Raw genomic sequence first — 17486 nt, 5'->3', positions numbered from 1 at the left:
TTGAACGGTGACCATTCCCCTGACCTCGTCACTGGTCGCCCAGACCGTCGCCATCGACGACCCGCGCCAGCTCCTCCCGTTCGCCGACCAGACCTCGCCGCTCCTCTGGGTGCGGAAGGGTCACGGGCTGGTCGGACTGGGTGAGGCGCTCCGCCTGGAGTTCTCTGGCCCCGACCGGTTCACGCGTGCCGCGGCGGCCTGGCGGGACGTCTGCGCCGCAGCCGTGGTGACGGACGAGGTGCGACGCCCCGGGACCGGCCTGGTCGCGTTCGGCACGTTCGCCTTCGACGACGAGTCCTCCGCGACGAGCGTCCTCATCGTGCCGCGCACGATCATCGGCCGGTACCCCGACGCGAGCTTCATCACGCGGGTCTCCCTCGGCGACGGCGCCGAGGACGTCGATCCCGTGACCACGGCGTACGGGCCGGAGTACCGCATCCAGCTGACCCCCGGTGTGCAGAGCCGCGAGGGCTACCTCGAATCGGCCGAGCGCGCCATCGCCCGCATCAAGGCCGGCGGCCTCAGCAAGGTCGTGCTCGCTCGCGACCTGACCGGGCACCTCCCCGAGGAAGCGGACCGCCGCCGGGTGCTCCACGACCTCGCCCTCGCCTACCCCGACTGCTGGACCTACGCGGTCGACGGCTTCATCGGCTCGAGCCCGGAGACGCTCGTCCGAGTGGATCGGGGTGCCGTCTCGGCGCGCGTCCTCGCCGGCACGATCTCGCGTGGTCCCGACGCCGAGAGCGACCACGACCAGGCCGTCGCACTCATGACGAGCGCGAAGGACCAGGGTGAACACCAGTTCGCCGTGCAGTCCGTGCTGACCGCTCTGCAATCTCACAGTCCGCAGTTGCGCCGCAGCGAGGTCCCGTTCACCCTCAAGCTGCCGAACCTCTGGCACCTCGCGACCGACATCGAGGGACGACTCTCGGACGGCTCGTCCTCGCTCGACCTCATGGACGGCCTGCACCCGACGGCCGCCGTCGCCGGAACCCCGACCCGCGACGCCGTCACCCTCATCCGCGAGTTGGAACCGTTCGACCGCGGTCGCTACGCCGGTCCGGTCGGGTGGGTGGACGCCTCGGGCGACGGCGAGTGGGCGGTGGCCCTCCGCTGTGCGCAGATCGCACCCGACGGCGACATCACGGCCTACGCCGGCTGCGGCATCGTGGCCGACTCGGATGCCGCGACGGAGCTCGTCGAGACGAAGATGAAGTTCCGTCCGATCGTGGAGGCCTTCGGCTGAGCCGAGGCCCCACCGGTTCAGCTCGCCGCGAGTCGCGCCTGCTCGACGGCGATGTCGTAGTCAGCCGGCGGCCACTGCGGATCGATGTCCTCGAGGGCGTCGAGCAGCAGACGTTGGACCGCGATGCGCGCGTACCACTTGCGGTCCGCCGGCACGACGAACCACGGGGCTGCCTCGGTGCTCGTGCGCTCGAACGCCACCTGGTACGCGTCCTGATACGCCGGCCACAGCTCCCGTTCGTCCACATCGCCGGGGTTGTACTTCCAATGCTTGTCCGGACGCGCGAGCCGATCGGCGAGCCGTTCCTTCTGCTCGTCGGCGCTGATCTGCAGCATCACCTTGACGATGCGGGTCCCGCTCGCGACGATCCCCGCCTCGAAGTCGTTGATCGCTCCGTACCGACGCTCGATCTCGTCCGGCTCCGCGAGCCGACGCACCCGGCCGATGAGGACGTCCTCGTAGTGCGAACGGTCGAAGACGCCGATCTGACCGGGCTTCGGCAGGTGCGGCTCCACCCGCCAGAGGAAGTCGTGGGAGCGCTCCTCCTCCGTGGGCTTCTTGAAGGCGTAGTGGTGCACGCCCTGCGGGTCGACGGAGCCGACGACGTGCTTGACGATGCCGCCCTTGCCCGCCGTGTCCATCGCCTGCAGGACGAGGAGCACCGCTTCCGGGGCTCCCTGCGTGCTCGCCGCGAAGAGTCGCTCCTGCAGTTCGGACAGGGCGGGCACCCCCGCGTCGAGCTCGAGCCTGCCCTGCTGCTTGTCGCCGTCGAAGCCCGGCGTCGACCGGGGATCGACGTCGGCGAGGCTGAACCCCTCACCCACGCGCAGGGTGTCTCGAGGAGGCGCGGTCCAGGTCGATGCGTGCTTCGATGCCGTCATCCGCCCATTGTGGCCGGATCCCGGGTCGGAAGTCGACCCCGGGAGGACCCACGGATCAGGCGCGCGGCAGCGGGACCTCGATGAGGACGGGACCGGTCACCGGGGCGGTGAACGCCTGGTCGAGTTCCGTGCGGGTGCGGGCCGAGCGGTACTCCCAGCCGTAGGCCGTCGCGAGCGACTCGAGCCGGACGTGCTGCGGCGTGTACTGGACGCGGTCGAAGAGCGCTCCGGGTGCACTCTGGGCGACCTCGAGCGCGTCGAAGATGGTGCCACCGCCGTCGTTGCCGACGATCACCTGGAGACGCGGCGCGACGCCGTCGTCCAGGAGGAGCGCGCCGACGTCGTGGAGGAAGGCCAGGTCGCCGAGGAGCACCCGCGTCACTCCGGGACCGCCGTCGGCCTGGCTCGCCAGCGCGATCCCCGTGGCGGTGGCGATGGTGCCGTCGATGCCCGCGAGTCCGCGGTTGGCGTGCACGCTGATCTTGCGGCCGGGGACGAGGCCGTCGGCCACGCGGATGAGCCTCGACGCGCCGACGACGAGACGGTCGTGCGGCCAGGTGGCACGCCAGACCGCGTCGACGAGGACCTCGCGGGTGACCGGGAGCCGGACGGCCTCGAGCTCGGCCCGGACGGAGGCCAGTCGCTCGGCGGGTGTCGTCGAGTGCAGCCCGTCGAGATCGGGGGCTGCGGGCGAGGGGTCGATCACCCGTTCGCGGGATCCGACGACCCAGGCGCCGAGCCAGGCGCGATCCGCGGGGCCCGCCTCGACGGCGACCGAGGACACGATCTGGTCGGCCCGTCGTCCGGGGTTGTAGACCTCGGCTCCGGCCGGGGCCACGACGATCGTCTCGACCTGCGGCTGCTGGAGCAGGAGCGGGACCTCGCGGCTGAGTGTCGGGTGGCCGAACACGACGACGCGCTCGACGGCCTCGCGGTAGTCGACCTCGCGCAGCAGCTCCCGGTAGGCGGCGATGACGTTCCGCCCGAACCGCGATCCGCTCGACACCTCCGCGATGAGCGGCCACCCGCCGTCCGCCGCGAGCTGCTCGGCGGCCGGGCCGGAGTCGTGCCCGGCGACGACGAGGGTCCTGGGTCCACGCTCGAGCACGAGATGCGGTCGCCCCGGGTAAAGCGGTGCCTCCGTGACGGCGTCCGTCGCGACCGGGACATCGGGGGCCGTCTCGGTCACCTCCGGCTCGAAGCTGCCCGAGAGCGGCTCCCGGAACGCGAGGTTCAGGTGCACCGGGCCCGGGTCGAGGACGTCCGTCGCGGCTCGGTACGCCCGCCGGGCGAGATCGCGGGCGGCGTCCTGCTCACCCGATTCACCGGTCGGGGCCTCGACGACCACGGCGAGGCGCGCGGCGAACCCGTAGAGGTCGTCCTGCTTCGTCGTCTGGTTCGCCCGGATGCCGTGCGCCTCGGCCGGCCGGTCGGCCGTGAGGACGATGACCGGCACGCGCGAGTGATGCGCCTCGAGGACCGCCGGATGCAGGTTCGCGGTCGCCGTCCCCGAGGTCGTGATCACGACGGCCGGACGGTCGGTCTCGACGCCGAGGCCCAGGGCGAGGAAGCCGGCGACCCGCTCGTCGATGCGCACGTGCAGGGTGATCCGTCCGGAGGCCGCGAGCTCGGCGGCGGCGAGCGCGAGCGCCTGGGACCGGGAGCCGGGACAGACGACGACGTCGGAGACACCCGCGGCGACGAGCGCGTCGAGGAGCGACCATGCCGACGCGCTGGCCGGGCTCGACGAGGGAGCCGAGCCGACGGGCTCGGGAGCGGCGGACGGGTTCACGAGGCGCTCGGGGCGCCAGGCGGTCTGCGGCCGGAGCCGTCGTCGGGCGTGTCTGATCCTGGCGCGGGGTCGTCGTGCGTCGTCGCATCCGGGCTCTCACCCGACTCGTCGTCGAAGCGGTTGAGCTCGTCCTCGAGGTCGCGGATGCGCTTCGTCTGCGCGCGGTCGGCGTCGAGCTTCTTGAGGAAGTCCGGGTCGTCGTCCGGGGCTGAGCCGCGGGGCACGGCCTTCGGAGCGCGGACCCGGCCGATGATCCACCAGAGGACTCCGCCGATGACCGGCAGGAGGAGGATGGCGATGATCCACGAGGTCTTGCTGATCCCTCTGACCCGGTCGCGCGGCATCGTGGCACAGTCGACCACCGAGTACACGATGAAGACGACTGCCGCGACGGCGAGGCCGATCCAGAGACGAACCATGTCTCCATCGTAAACGCCAGGTGACGTGATTACCTGGGGTTGCCTTCAGGCGGGACGCCTAGACTTATGTGGTGAAACGCGTTCCCGCCGCCGTCCGGTACACCATCCTCCGCCTCCTGGCGTTCGTGGTGCCGCTCCTGCTCCTCGTCTTCCTCACGGGTCTGCAGCCCTGGGTCGCCGCGATCATCGCCGCGATCATCGGGCTCTGCGTGTCCTACATCTTCCTGCGCACTCCGCGGGAGACCGTCGCGCAGGAGCTGTACGCCCGTCGACACGGCGACAAGCCGACGCCGCACGACGACGAGGACTCCGAGGACGCGGCGCTCGATGCGAGCGCGGCGACGCCGGAAGCGTCGTCAGCCGGCGATGCCGGGCGTGTAGAAGAACGCCAGACCGAGGATCACCCCGAACGCTAGCTGCACGAGCCCCGTCAGCTTGAGCGCCAGGATCTGCTCTTTGGCCGTCGTGGAGAACAGCACGATCACGCACGCCGGGATGGCGGCGAGCAGCGCGAACATCGTGAACCAGGCGATCGGGTAGAACAGCGCGAGGAACGCGGCGATGCCGAACGGCACGAGCAGCAGGACGCAGTAGAGCACCTTCGACGCGATCCGGCCGATGAAGGTCGACAGGGTGCGCTTCCCGACCGCCTTGTCCTGTTCGAGGTCGCGGAGGTTGTTGACGACGAGCGCGGCACAGGCGATGAGGCCCGCGCCGATCGCACCGAACCATGCCTCCTGGTTCACGGTCCCGACCTGGACGAAGGTGGTGCCGAGTGTGGCGACGAGGCCGAAGAACACGAAGACGAAGACCTCGCCGAGCGCGAAGTACCCGTAGGGACGCTTCCCGCCCGTGTAGAACCAGGCGGCGACGATCGCGACCGCCCCGACGAGGAGCAGCCACCAGAACTGGGTGAGGATCGTGAGGACGATGCCGGCCACGGCCGCGATCCCGAAGAACACCAGCGCGACGGTGAGGACCGTCTTGGGCTTCGCCGCGCCGGAACCGGTCAATCGGCTCGGGCCGACCCGCAGGTCGTCCGTTCCGCGGATGCCGTCGGAGTAGTCGTTGGCGTAGTTGACGCCGATCTGCAGCGCGAGCGCGACGACGAGGCAGAGCAGTGCACGGACCGGGTGGTAGACCCCGGGGCCCGCGATGATCGTCGCGGCGCCGGTGCCGATGAGCACGGGGGCGACGGCCATCGGCAGCGTGCGGATCCGGGCCGCACCGACCCAGTCGCCGAAGGTCGCCGGCTTCGCGAGGGGGACCTTGCGACCGCCACCGCGTGCGGGGTTGCCCGATCGTCCACCGTTCGCGCCACGACCCGCCGTGGGGCGCTGTGCGGACGTCTTCTGCTGTTTCGGCGCTGCCGGCCGTGCTCCATGTGCCACGACGGCGAGTCTACCCGCGGAGCCTCGGGGCGGACGGCGTCACAGGGCCCCGGCGGCGTGGAGCGTCTGGAGGATCGCTGGAGCGATGTGCTCGGCGAACGCCGGGGTGAGGTGCACGCTGTCGTACTTCGTCGGCGTGGTCCCGGCGAAGGCCGGGCAGACGCCGTCGACACAGCTGAACGGGAGCGACGAGACGAACCGCTCCCCGGCGGCCGTCGCGGCCGACTCGGTCGCCGCGGCGAAGTCGTTCCAGGCCGCGTCGACGCCGACGGCGCAGTCCTGCGGACTGGACACCCTCGAGTAGCAGGACCCGAGATCCGCGCCGAGGGGCGGCGGCGCGAGGAACACGACGCGGCCGGGGACCTGATAGCCCGCAGTCTCGGCGAGCGCCGACTCGACCATCGACGTCGTGTCGAGCGATCGGCCGTCGGTGGTGCGACCTGCGGCGAACGCGTTCGAGACGATCACGAGGTCGGGCTGGTCCGCGGCGATGCGTTCGGCGATGTCGTGCTTCCGGGTCGGGCAGTCGTCCATCACCCCCGCGCCGCTGTTCTGGATGAGATCCTGCGTGAAGCGGCACCCGTACAGACCGATGGTGGTGATCCGTACGGCCCCGCCGCTCTGATCGGCGATGGCCCGGAACGCCGGCGCGTAGGCGAGCGCGGTCGAGTCGCCGACGAGGTAGACGTGCTTCGGCGCGGACGCATCGCCCCAGGTGCACGAGCCGTCGTCGGGCGTCGAACCCAGGTCGAAACAGGCCCGGGCGGGGTTGGTGCTCGAGGTCGCGCGGATCGCGTCGTCGAGGCTCGGCGAGAGGTTGTCGGGCCATGCGGAGGCCTGGCTCGCGAGTTGCAGCTCGGCGGCGATGCCCTGGAGCGGGTCTCCCGCCGGTGCCGCGACGGCCGCCGGTCCTCCGGTGGCCACCGGCATGCGGAGCGCGGGGCCGATGGCGATCACCGCGAGCCCGGCGACGATCACGAGCCCGACCACCGAGTAGAGGAACTGGGAGGCGAACCGCTCGCGCCAGGCGGCCCAGGCGGCGTCCCTGGCGTCACGGTCGCCGTGGAAGGAACCCACGTGCGGCGTGCGGTGCAACGGCTGTTCGATGAGCAGGAAGGAGAGCACCGAGACCCCGAGGATGAGCCCGAGCATCCCCGGGACCGTGCTGAGGGCGGTGTCGGGGACGAGCATCGGTACGAACACGAGGATCGGAAGGTGCCAGAGGTAGAGCGAGTAGGAGATCGCTCCGACGCCACGGCTCAGCGGGTTCGTGAGCGGGAACATCCAGCGCGGGTACGCGGGACCGGCTCCGGTCCCGGCGGCGATGACCAGCATCGCGGCGGCGACGGGGGCGACCGCCCAGGGACCGGGGAACCCGATCGACCCGGTGATGAGCAGTGCGGATGCGACGATGCCGACGAGCCCCGCCCATCCGGCGACCACCCGGAGCGCCAGCGGTACCCGGGCGAGGAGCGGAGCGAACACGGCCAGGAGTGCGCCGGCCCCCAGCTCCCAGACCCGCGCGCCGGTCGCGAAGTATGCGGCCTGCGGAGCCGCCCCGGACTGCCACACGGCGACGGCGAACGAGGCCGCGATCAGGACGACGAGGACGCCACCGACGACGAGGCGCGAGCGCAGCACGGGTCGGGCTCCGCGGGCCGCGACGGCGAGGAGGACGAGGAGCAGCACCGGCCACACGAGGTAGAACTGCTCCTCGATCGAGAGGGACCAGAAGTGCTGCAGCGGTGATGCGGCGTCCGTCGCGTGGAAGTAGTCGGTGCCCGACGCCTCGAAGCGCCAGTTCGAGACGAGCAGCGCGGCCGACACCGCGTCCCACCAGGTCGCGAGCGCCCGCGGCGCGTTGAAGAGCCACGACGCCAGCGCGACGGTCGCGGCCAGGACGACGATCGACGCGGGCAGGATCCGCTTGATCCGCCGACCGAAGAAGGCCGGCAGGGAGATGCGCCCGGAACGCTCGTGTTCGCGCAGGAGCAACCCGGTGATGAGGAAGCCGGAGATCACGAAGAACACGTCCACGCCCACGAAGCCGCCGGCCGGCCGGCCGGTCGCGTGGGCGAGGATCACCGCGGTCACGGCGAGCGCCCGCATCCCCTGGATGTCGGCGCGGAACGCCGTGGTCGGCCTCGTGGGCGCAGCGCCCGTGTCGGTCCCCGTTGTCACCTGTCGTCGTCCCCCGGCTGCGGTCGCTCGTCGACACGCATGGGAGAGCATGCCCTATGCGACAACCGCCTGCAAACCGGCCCTCGGTGGCACGCTGAGGGCGGGGTCAGCCCAGTCGTGAGCGGAGTGCGACGAGGTCGGGTTTGCCGCTCGCGAGCAGCGGCAGCTCGGCCAGACGGACCAGTCGGGCGGGGCGGGCCGGGCGGCCGAGCGCCTCCGCGACCGTGTCCCGCGCGGCCTGGAGCAGTGCGTCGTCCGCCAGATGATCGGCGGGGGTCGCGGCGTCCGTCACGATCGCAGACGCCTGACCGAACCGCTCGTCGGGCACGGCGACGACGACGGCCTCGGCCAGCCCCGGCACCGAGCGGACGACCGCCTGCACGCGGTCGAGGGAGATGTTCACCCCGCCGCTGATGATCACGTTGTCGGCCCGCCCGGTCACGCGGACGACGCCGTCGACGAGCTCGGCGGTGTCGCCGGTGCGGTACCACCGGCGGCCGCCGTCGTCCGGGAAGGCGGTCGCCGTGCGGTCCGGTTCGCCGAGGTAGCCTTCGGCGAGCACCGGCCCGGCGATGAGGAGCTCCCCGTCCACCAGCCGGGGTTCGACACCGGGGAACGGCACGCCGTCGTACAGACAACCGCCGGAGGTCTCGCTCGAGCCGTAACTCCGCACCACGCGGATGCCGAGCGCTGCGGACCGCTCGAGCAGCGGAGCGGGGGTGGCCTGTCCCCCGACGAGCAGCCCGGCGAGTCCGGCGAGCGCGTCGCGCACGGAGGTGCTCGTCTCGGCGGCGTCGACGAGCAGGCGCAGCTGCGCCGGCACGAGGGCGGCGAAGCCGGCATCGGCGTCGAGCCGCTCGACGAGTCCGCAGAACACCCGGGCGTCGAACGACCCTGTCGGCGCCTCGATCGGCCTGGTCCCGGTGACGATCGACCGGAGCAGCACGTTGACGCCGGCGATGTAGTGCGTCGGGAGCGCCAGGATCCACTGCGAGGAACGGCGGTGGGCCTCAGGGCCGCCCAGGGCCACCGCAGAACCCGCCGCACTCGCGAGGAGGGCGTCAGCCGCGAGGGCGACCCGCTTCGGCACGCCCGTCGAGCCGGACGTCTCGATCACGAGGGCCACCCGGTCATCGACCACGGCCGGTGCCGCTGACGATCCGGGTTGCATCGGGAGGACCGCGGGTCCAGAGCCGTCGAGCGCCGTCTCCAGGGCTGCGAGCATCGCCGAGGCGGACGCGTCGACGGGGAGCAGCTGACGGGTCATGGATTCAGCGTACGCCGGGTGCGTCGGTGCTCCGCCGACCCCTCGAGGTCACGGAGCTCAGAACTGCCAGGGGAACGGGGCCCAGTCCGGCTTGCGCTTCTCCAGGAAGGCGTCGCGCCCCTCCACGGCCTCGTCGGTGCCGTACGCGAGACGGGTGGCCTCGCCCGCGAAGACCTGCTGGCCGACGAGACCGTCATCGACGGCGTTGAAGGCGAACTTCAGCATGCGGATGGCGGTCGGCGACTTGCCGAGGATGGTGCGGGCCCAGGCGACCCCCGTCTGCTCGAGCTCGGCGTGCGGGACGACCGCGTTGATCGCGCCCGCCTGCAGCGCGCGCTCCGCGTCGTACTCCTGGGCGAGGAAGAACACCTCGCGGGCGAACTTCTGGCCCACCTGCTTGGCGAAGTACGCGCTCCCGTACCCCGCGTCGAAGGAACCGACGTCGGCATCGGTCTGTTTGAACCGCGCGTGTTCCCGACTCGCGATCGACAGGTCGCACACCACACCGAGGGAGTGCCCACCGCCCGCGGACCACCCGGGAACGAGGTTGATGACGACCTTCGGCATGAAGCGGATGAGGCGCTGGACCTCGAGGATGTGCAGGCGACCGTTGCGCGCGGCGTCGATGCCGCTCGCCGTCTCGTCGTCTGCGGCGTCGTCGCTCGCGTACCGGTAGCCGTCGCGACCACGGATGCGCTGGTCGCCGCCCGAGCAGAACGCCCAGCCGCCGTCCTTCGCGCTCGGACCGTTCCCGGTGAGGAGCACCACCCCGACCGTCGGGCTCTGGCGCGCGTGGTCGAGCGCGCGGTACAGCTCGTCGACGGTGTGCGGACGGAAGGCGTTGCGCACCTCGGGGCGGTCGAACGCGATGCGCACGAAGCCGCCCTCGCGCGCGACGTGGTACGTCAGATCGGTGAGGTCCTCGAACCCCGGTACGACGTCCCAGATCTCCGGGTCGAACAGTTCGGACACTCGATCGCTCATGCGTCCAGCCTAGGCACTACTTCGGCTTGTCGAGGTCCGCGTAGGGTTTGAGCGCCTCGAGGTAGTCGGCGCGGTCCGCCTCCTTGAGGAGCGCGTAGGAGTCGAGGTGCAGCTCGACACCCTCCGCCGCCATGTCGGAGTAGTCGACGTCGAACTCGCGGTCCTTCGCGACCGTGCCGGCCGAGTCGAGCGTGAGATCGACGATGCTCGTCCGGAAGTCCCCGGCCCCCGTGATGGCGTTGTAGGTGTGCAGGTCCCACAGCGCCTGGGTGTCGAGGGTCTCGCCGCCGTACCGCTCGGTGAGCTCGCCCGGCTCGCGCCAGGAGGACGGTGCGTTCTGCATGTCGAGGTTCGCGATGCCGTAGCGGAGCAGCACCTGCCGGATGAGCTCGACCACCCGCGACTTCTCCTCGAAGGTGCGCACGGTCGTCGTCGTCTGCCACACCGGTGCCGTGTACTCGAAGAGCATGGAGTCCCCGCCGTACCCGTTCTGATCGGCCTCCGTCTCGGCGGGCTGTCGCTCCACCCAGTCGAACCCGAACTCGGCGGTCAACGCCGTCCGGATCTCCGCGAGCATCTCGTCGGACGTCCCGACGAAGTCCTCGTAGCTCGGCCCGTCGAGGGTCTCCTTCGCGTCGACGTAGGCGGACCCCGGGTAGGTGTCCCAGATCGGGTCGTGCTCCTCGTCGCCGCCGCCACCGGCGGAGGCACCATTCCCGGCCCGATCCGTGGCGAGACCTCCGAACGCCATCGCCGTGACGGGGTTGACGACGAGGATGAGCACCAGCGCCAGCACGCCCCAGCGGCGCCGCACCTTCCGGCGGATGACGACGACACTCCCGATGAGCAGCACGATCTGCACCACGACGACGAGGGCGAACGCCACGAGGATGGCCCATGCCCCCTCGCCGGGCCGGTAGCTCACGGCCAGCAGGACGGTGAAGAGGGTGACGGCCACGACCGCGCCGAGCAGGGCGAGCGGGGAGAAGGAGGCGACGACACCCCGACTCCGCGCGCCGAGTTCGTCCCGACCCGTCGGGGATGCACCGGCGGCAGGCGGGTGGGCCGCCGGACTCCGCTCGCCGTCGTCGGCCGGGATCGCCGCAGATTTGGGTTGCGAGGCAGCCGCGCGCTCCGCCGCCTTCCGTTGACGACGCGACGACGGCTTCCGTGATGCTGGCTGCCGCGGCGTCCGTCGTCCCCGGGACCCCGGACGACGGAACCGGGCGGTCTCCGCCTCCAGCTCCTCGGGCGTGCGCTCCGGGGCGGCAGGCGCTTGCGCGGTCGAGGACGCGGCTGCCTGCGGCGCTCCGGGGATCGGCGGGGCGTTCGGATCGCGCGGCTCGCCTGAGGATCCGCCGGGCGCTTCCTCGATCATCGGGGGCACCTCGGCCTCGGGGCTCGGCTCGAAGATCGGCTCGGGCACCGAGAAGGCGGTGGGTTCGTCCGCGGGCACGCTTCGCCGCTCGCCGGGCATCGGCTTGCGTCGGGAGAACAGCGGCACGGGATCGATTGTGTCACGGGCGTCCCGCGACGGCTTCCGACGTCCGGGTGCAGGATGGGGACATGCAAGCGAACCTCGACGACGTCCTCGCCACCGCCCGCGTGGTCTCCATCCCCCTCCGCGTCCGGTTCCGGGGCATCGACACCCGCGAGGCCGTGCTCTTCCGCGGGCCCGCCGGGTGGACGGAGTTCTCCCCCTTCGTCGAGTACGACGACCAGGAGTCGGCCGCGTGGCTCCGGGCCGCCATCGACTTCGGCTGGTCGGGCCTCCCACCCCTCCACCGGGATCGCATCCTCGTGAACGCGACGGTTCCAGCCGTGGATGCGGCGGACGTCCCGTCGATCCTCTCCCGCTTCCCGGGCTGCCGCACTGCGAAGGTGAAGGTCGCCGAGCGCGGGCAGGTGCTCGCTGACGATGTCGCGCGCGTCGCCGCCGTCCGGCGGGCCATCGGACCCGAGGGTCGACTCCGTGTGGACGCCAACACCAACTGGAACGTCGACGAGGCCGAACACGCCATCCGCGCCCTCGAACCCTTCGACCTCGAGTACGTCGAGCAGCCGTGCGCGACCGTCGCGGAACTCGCCGAGGTCCGGGAACGGGTCTCCTCCCTGGACGTCGCCATCGCGGCGGACGAGAGCGTCCGCAAAGCCGAGGACCCCCTGGCCGTGGCTCGCGCCGGCGCCGCAGACCTGCTCGTCGTCAAGGCGCAGCCCCTCGGCGGCGTGCACGCCGCGCTCCGCATCGCGGGCGAGGCCGGCCTGCCGATCGTCGTCTCGAGCGCGCTGGACACCTCCGTCGGCATCTCCATGGGTGCCCACCTCGCGGCGGCCCTGCCGGAACTCGACTACGACTGCGGGCTCGCCACCACCGCGCTCCTCGGCGGCGACGTGACGACCGCCCCGCTCGATCCCGTGGACGGCGGCATCGCCGTCCGGCGCGTCGAGGTGGACGCCGATCTCCTCGAGCGTTTCACGGCGTCACCGGAGCGCACGGCGTGGTGGCTCGACCGACTCCGCCGCACCCACGCGTTGCTCGGCTAGCCCTTCGACAGGCTCAGGGACCGGAGAAGGAGGGTCGCGGACCGGAAAGAGGCTCAGGGACCGGTGCGTCGGAGACCTACAGGCCGCTGTAGGCGTGCAGACCCTTGAAGAACACGTTCACGACGACGAAGTTGAACATCACGGCGCTGAAGCCGATGATCGCGAGCGTGGCCGCCCGTGATCCGCGCCAGCCGCGCGTCGCCCTGGCGTGGATGTACCCGGCGAAGATCACCCAGATGATGAAGGTCCACACCTCTTTGGTGTCCCAGCCCCAGTACCGACCCCAAGCGCGCTCCGCCCAGATGGCACCGGCCATGAGCGTGAACGTCCAGAAGATGAAGCCGATGATGTTGACGCGGTAGGCGAGGTTCTCGAGGCGCTCCGCGTTCGGGAGGGTGAGCAGGAAGCGGAGACGCCCGGAGCCCTGGGTGGGCTGCACGAGCCCGAGCCGACGCTCACGACGCCCCTGCAGGAGCTGCACGACGCTCAACGCGAAGCCGATGGCGAAGAACGCCGTACCGAGGCTCGCGACGAACACGTGGATGACGAGCCACGCCGACTGCAGCGCCGGCGGCAGCGGGACGACCTCGACGTAGAAGTTCGCGGTCGCAAGGCCGAGGAGCACGGTCACGAGGCCGATCACGAAGCTGCCGAGGAACCGGAGGTCCACGCGCGCGATGACCACGAGGAACACCGCGACGATGAGCAGCGTGCCCGTCATCGCGAACTCGTACATGTTCGCCCACGGGACACGACCGGCGGCGATACCGCGCGTTACGTCCGCGACAAGGTGGAGCAGGAAGGCGATGACCGTGAGCGAGACCCCGACCCGCAGACTCGGCGACTTGCGCGACGCCTGCTGCTCGGGCTCGTCCGCGGGACGGCGGGTCTTGCGCGGGACACCGTCGCTCGTGACGATCGGTGCGGCGGTCCGCGCCGCGGCGGAGGCGAGTGCGCCGACGCGTTCCTCGGCGGCTGCCGACCGTTCCAGCTCGGCCCGCTCGGCCGCGTCGATCGCCGCGGTGACCTCGGCGCTGCGGCGCGCGAGGTCGAACGTGAAGGCGATGAACGCCAGCGCGTAGACGGCGACGGCCGACCAGAGGCAGAGGTTCGAGATTTCGACGAGGGTCACGGGGTGATTCTACCTTCGGGTTCGGACGGGACAGGCGTTGGACTGTGCGCTTCGGCGATCGCCGCGACGGCCGCTTCGAGGCCGGGGTCCTCGCCGCGGGCGAGCCCGGCGTATTCGAGGGAGACGGTGCCGTCGCTCCCGGTCACGGCCTTCACCCAGACGCGGCGTCTGGCGACGAAGAGCGAGGTGATGAGGCCGGACAGGGCGAGGATGGCGAATGCGAGCACCCAGAGCTGGGTCGGGTCGTGGTGCACGTCGAACGAGGCGAACCGCTTGACGGAGCCGGCGTAGTTCTCGGTCGACGGGTTGGCGGCGACGTTGTCGAAGGACACCGTGCCGAGGCCGTTGGGGAGGTCCGTGATCTGGCCAGGCGTGAGTTCGATCGACTCGACGCCGGTGTCGCCGCCCGTGAGCTGCTTCATGTCGTCGACGTCGAGCGCGTAGACCGACTTCGGAGCACCGGCGTTGATACCGAGGTCGCCGGAGTAGACGTTGAGCGTCAGCACCGGGTAGGCGAGGTCGGGGTAGGACGAGAAGAACGGCGGCTTGGACGCGGCCTGCGTCGGATAGAAGAACCCGATCATGCCGAGCTGCTCAGCCAGACCGTCCGGGACCTTGACGATGCCGAGCGAGGTGAGCTGGGCGTCCTGCGGCAGGAACGGGATGGAGTCGCTGAACACGACCTTGCCCTCGGGATCACGGACGGTGATCGTCGGCGCGTAGCCGTTGCCGAGCAGGTAGACGTCGGTGCCCTCGAACCGCAGCGGATCGTTGACCTTGATCGTCGCGTCCTGCGGCTTCCCGCCGGGCGAGGTCGTCGTGACCTTCGCGCGGTAGTCGATCGCCTGACCGTACGCGTCGAGGTTCTCGGTCTCGTAGGTGACGCCGAACTCGTCGAGCGTCAACTTGTAGGGGGCCAGCTCCGACTCGTTGAAGAAGCGGCCGGGGTTGAAGGAGTCGTAGTCGAGCAGGGTGTTGACGAAGGTCTGTCCCTCGACGAGCACGCGCTGACCGGAGAAGCCGAAGCCGCCGCCGAAACCGACCGTCACGAGGATGCCGACGAGGGCCGAGTGGAACACGAGGTTGCCGGTCTCGCGGAGGAAGCCGCGCTCGGCGGACACCGATGCGGACCCCTCGGCGTCGTAACGCTCGACACGGTAGCCCTGGCGCTTCAACTGCTTCGTCGCGTCGTCGATGAGCTCGGCGGCGGTCGCGCCGCTGTCGTCGCTGCGACGCTCGAACGCGGAGAGCCGAGACAGGCGCGCGGGCGTCCGCGGCGGGCGGGAGCGCAGGGCGAGCCAGTGGTGCTTCGTCCGCGGGATCACACAGCCGATGAGCGAGATGAACAGCAGCAGGTAGATCGCGGAGAACCAGGCCGAACTGTAGACGTCGAACGCCTGCACCTTGTCGAGGATGGGCGCGAGGTCCGGGTTGTCGGTGAAGTACTGGGTGACGCCGTTCGGGTCGCTCGACCGTTGCGGGACGAGCGATCCGGGCACCGCGGCGATGGCGAGCAGCAGCAGCAGGAAGAGCGCCGTGCGCATGCTCGTGAGCTGACGCCAGAAGAAGCGGAGCCAACCGACGAACCCGAGCTTCGGCTGGTTGATGCCGTCGGCCGGAGCCGGTGCGGCAGAGTCGATGTGATCAGAGGGGCGTGACAAGGCCGCTCATCACCCCCTGCAACGAGTACATCCAAGCGGACCAGAGACCAGACACCATCAACACACCGATCACGATGAGGAGCACGCCGCCGATGATGTTGATCGTGCGGATGTGCCGTTTGAGGAACGCCAACGACCCCGTGACCCAACCGAGTCCGAGTGCGACGAGCAGGAATGGGATGCCGAGACCGAGGCAGTAGAACAGCCCGAGGAGCGCTCCGCGCCACGCGGAGCCGCCCGAGAGGGAGAGCGCGCTGATCGCGGTGAGCGTCGGGCCGAGGCAGGGCGTCCAGCCGATGGCGAAGACGAAGCCGAGCAGCGGCGCGCCGGCGAGGCCGGTGGCGGGTGCCCAGCTGGTGCGCACCGTGCGCTGCAGCCGGGAGAACTGGCCGATGAAGATGAGCCCCATGAGGATGACGACCGCACCGAGGACGCGGGTGATGACGCCCTCCCACTCGACGAACCAGGCGCCGATCGTCCCGACGAACGCCGCGATCGCCACGAACACGACGGTGAAGCCGAGGATGAAGAGACTGACGCCGAGCAACACGCGCCGGCGACCCGCACCGGAGCGCCCTTCCTCGACCGTCGTCATGCCGCCGACGTATCCGAGGTAGCCGGGGACGAGCGGCAGGACGCACGGCGAGAGGAAGGACAGCAGACCGGCCGCGATGGCGATCGGGATCGCCACGAGGAGCTGGCCGCCGTAGACGAGCTCGCCGGGGGTCACTCTGGGGCGCTCTCGGCGATCGTGTCGCGGATGAGGGTGTCGAGGATGGTGCGGTCCTGCAGCTGCCCGAGGATGCGTGCGGCGACCCGACCTTGGGCGTCGAGGACGATGGTGGTCGGCACCGCGTTCGGCGGGACGCTGCCCGTGAAGGCGAGCTTCGCCTCCCCGCTGTCGACGTCGAGGATGGAGGGGTAGGTGATGCCGAAGGTGCCGTTGAACGCCTTCGCGGTGTCTGCGGTGTCGCGGACGTTGACCCCGATGAAGGTGGCGCCCTGGTCGGTGTACGCCTCGTTGAGCGCCTGCAGATCCTTCGCCTCCGCGCGGCAGGGTGCGCAGGCGGCGTACCAGAAGTTCACGACCATGACCTGGCCCGCGTGGTCCGCGGAGGAGATCTGCTCGCCGTCCTCGCCGACGCCCGAGAAGCTGATCGACTCGCCACGGTCGTCGAGCGCGACCTCGGTCACGCTGCCGTCGCCCGCGACGTACCCCTTGCTGCTGCCCTCGCGATACTGCTCGGCGAGCGGATCGCTCCCGCACGCCGTGAGCAGGAGCGCCCCGACGGCCAGCACGGCGGCGACGGCCAACGTCCTCGATCGGCGGGCCATCAGACGGCCCCGACATCGGTCGCACCGGACGAGAGACGAGCCGCCGGATCGACGTAGCCGACCTCGACGAAGCCCTGCTCGGTCCGCTCGAAGCTGGTGATGCTCGACAGGGCGCACCGTCGCTTCCGCGGGTCGTGCCGATAGGGCGCCCCGACCACAGAGCTGTGCAGCATCCAGATGGGCAGCTGGTGGCTGACGATGACCACGTCGCCGGACGGCGTCGCGCGCCAGGCGTCCTCGACGGCCGCGGTCATGCGGTTGACGATCGACGCGTACGGCTCACCCCAGCTCGGGCGGGACGGGTTGCGGAGCTTGGGCCAGTTGAGCGGGTTCTTCAGGGCGCGGCTCATGCGCTTGCCCTCGAACTCGTTGAACGGTTCGATCACGCGCGGCTCGGCGACGACGGCGAGCCCGAACGCGGCGGCGACCGGCGCGGCGGACTCCTGGGTGCGCTGCAGCGGGGACGCGTAGAGCGCGCCCACCGTGCGATCACGGCTCACGAGGTCGTCTGCGGCGGCCTGTGCCATGCGCTCACCGAGCTCGGACAGTCGGAATGCGGGGAGTCGACCGTAGAGCACACGAGAAGGATTGTGCACCTCGCCGTGACGCACGAGATGGATCTGGTCGGCTACCACCCTCCAAGTGTACGTTTC

At 70.8% G+C, this 17486-nt stretch carries 16 protein-coding genes; 3 read left to right on the top strand and 13 right to left on the bottom strand.

Features of this window, described 5'->3' with window-relative positions; all coding sequences use genetic code 11:
• Positions 1–7 precede the first annotated feature (7 nt).
• A complete protein-coding gene (locus BIU99_RS00935; protein ID WP_071258666.1) occupies positions 8–1246 on the top strand; it encodes an isochorismate synthase MenF in 1239 nt (412 codons plus the stop codon).
• 17 nt (positions 1247–1263) lie between these two features.
• Here BIU99_RS00935 and BIU99_RS00930 read toward each other — a convergent pair whose 3' ends face one another.
• The 3 genes from BIU99_RS00930 to BIU99_RS00920 are packed head-to-tail and all read right to left on the bottom strand — an operon-like array spanning position 1264 to position 4338.
• Positions 1264–2127, bottom strand: coding sequence for a polyphosphate kinase 2 family protein (locus BIU99_RS00930; RefSeq protein ID WP_071258665.1), 864 nt, complete (start codon positions 2125–2127; stop codon positions 1264–1266).
• Positions 2128–2182: 55 nt separating this feature from the next.
• Positions 2183–3919 carry a 2-succinyl-5-enolpyruvyl-6-hydroxy-3-cyclohexene-1-carboxylic-acid synthase gene (gene menD / locus BIU99_RS00925; protein WP_071258664.1) on the bottom strand — a complete coding sequence of 579 codons (1737 nt, stop codon included), beginning with the start codon at positions 3917–3919 and terminating at the stop codon, positions 2183–2185.
• Complete coding sequence (locus BIU99_RS00920; protein ID WP_064294595.1) at positions 3916–4338, bottom strand: PLD nuclease N-terminal domain-containing protein; 423 nt, start codon at positions 4336–4338, stop codon at positions 3916–3918. Before BIU99_RS00920 ends, menD begins: the two co-directional genes overlap by 4 nt.
• Positions 4339–4409: 71 nt before the next feature.
• Between BIU99_RS00920 and BIU99_RS00915 the strand changes: the two genes are divergently transcribed.
• A complete protein-coding gene (locus BIU99_RS00915; protein WP_064294643.1) occupies positions 4410–4754 on the top strand; it encodes a DUF4229 domain-containing protein in 345 nt (114 codons plus the stop codon).
• On the opposite strand, the gene BIU99_RS00910 is transcribed toward BIU99_RS00915, so the two are convergent.
• The 5 genes from BIU99_RS00910 to BIU99_RS00890 form a co-directional block, all read right to left on the bottom strand.
• The gene (locus BIU99_RS00910) at positions 4695–5729 is read right to left on the bottom strand and encodes a 1,4-dihydroxy-2-naphthoate polyprenyltransferase (RefSeq protein ID WP_071258663.1); all 1035 of its coding nucleotides are present in this window, start codon (positions 5727–5729) and stop codon (positions 4695–4697) included. The two genes, BIU99_RS00915 and BIU99_RS00910, sit on opposite strands and share 60 nt — an antisense overlap.
• A 39-nt stretch (positions 5730–5768) precedes the next feature.
• Positions 5769–7910, bottom strand: a complete 2142-nt coding sequence (locus BIU99_RS00905; RefSeq protein WP_254773541.1) for an acyltransferase family protein — start codon at positions 7908–7910, stop codon at positions 5769–5771.
• A 106-nt stretch (positions 7911–8016) separates the two neighbouring features.
• Positions 8017–9177: an AMP-binding protein gene (locus BIU99_RS00900; protein ID WP_071258655.1), complete on the bottom strand. Its 1161-nt coding sequence runs from the start codon at positions 9175–9177 to the stop codon at positions 8017–8019.
• 57 nt (positions 9178–9234) lie between these two features.
• Positions 9235–10161 carry a 1,4-dihydroxy-2-naphthoyl-CoA synthase gene (locus BIU99_RS00895; protein ID WP_064294597.1) on the bottom strand — a complete coding sequence of 309 codons (927 nt, stop codon included), beginning with the start codon at positions 10159–10161 and terminating at the stop codon, positions 9235–9237.
• Between the two features lie 16 nt (positions 10162–10177).
• Entirely contained in the window at positions 10178–11665 is a 1488-nt protein-coding gene (locus tag BIU99_RS00890) for a hypothetical protein (RefSeq protein WP_071258652.1), read from the bottom strand.
• 62 nt (positions 11666–11727) lie between these two features.
• Between BIU99_RS00890 and BIU99_RS00885 the strand changes: the two genes are divergently transcribed.
• Positions 11728–12705: an o-succinylbenzoate synthase gene (locus BIU99_RS00885; protein WP_071258650.1), complete on the top strand. Its 978-nt coding sequence runs from the start codon at positions 11728–11730 to the stop codon at positions 12703–12705.
• A 76-nt stretch (positions 12706–12781) separates the two neighbouring features.
• Here the strand turns inward: BIU99_RS00885 and ccsB are convergent, their stop codons facing one another.
• From ccsB to BIU99_RS00860, 5 genes are read right to left on the bottom strand one after another with little or no spacing between them, the layout of a single operon-like run.
• Positions 12782–13837 carry a c-type cytochrome biogenesis protein CcsB gene (ccsB, locus tag BIU99_RS00880; RefSeq protein WP_071258648.1) on the bottom strand — a complete coding sequence of 352 codons (1056 nt, stop codon included), beginning with the start codon at positions 13835–13837 and terminating at the stop codon, positions 12782–12784.
• Complete coding sequence (locus tag BIU99_RS00875; RefSeq protein WP_064294601.1) at positions 13834–15498, bottom strand: cytochrome c biogenesis protein ResB; 1665 nt, start codon at positions 15496–15498, stop codon at positions 13834–13836. Before BIU99_RS00875 ends, ccsB begins: the two co-directional genes overlap by 4 nt.
• Positions 15482–16228 (bottom strand): cytochrome c biogenesis CcdA family protein, encoded by a 747-nt coding sequence (locus BIU99_RS00870; protein WP_064294602.1) that lies wholly within the window; start codon positions 16226–16228, stop codon positions 15482–15484. The genes BIU99_RS00875 and BIU99_RS00870 overlap by 17 nt, the downstream gene beginning before the upstream one ends.
• A complete protein-coding gene (locus tag BIU99_RS00865) occupies positions 16225–16833 on the bottom strand; it encodes a TlpA disulfide reductase family protein (protein ID WP_064294603.1) in 609 nt (202 codons plus the stop codon). The genes BIU99_RS00870 and BIU99_RS00865 overlap by 4 nt, the downstream gene beginning before the upstream one ends.
• The gene (locus BIU99_RS00860) at positions 16833–17468 is read right to left on the bottom strand and encodes a histidine phosphatase family protein (protein WP_064294604.1); all 636 of its coding nucleotides are present in this window, start codon (positions 17466–17468) and stop codon (positions 16833–16835) included. The genes BIU99_RS00865 and BIU99_RS00860 overlap by 1 nt, the downstream gene beginning before the upstream one ends.
• Positions 17469–17486: the final 18 nt, after the last annotated feature.

Source organism: Plantibacter sp. MMLR14_011 (assembly GCF_001865025.1).
GTDB classification, from domain to species: Bacteria; Actinomycetota; Actinomycetes; order Actinomycetales; family Microbacteriaceae; genus Plantibacter; species Plantibacter flavus_A.
The sequence above is the reverse complement of the archived record's forward strand: the minus strand, read 5'-3'. Positions and strand labels throughout refer to the sequence as shown.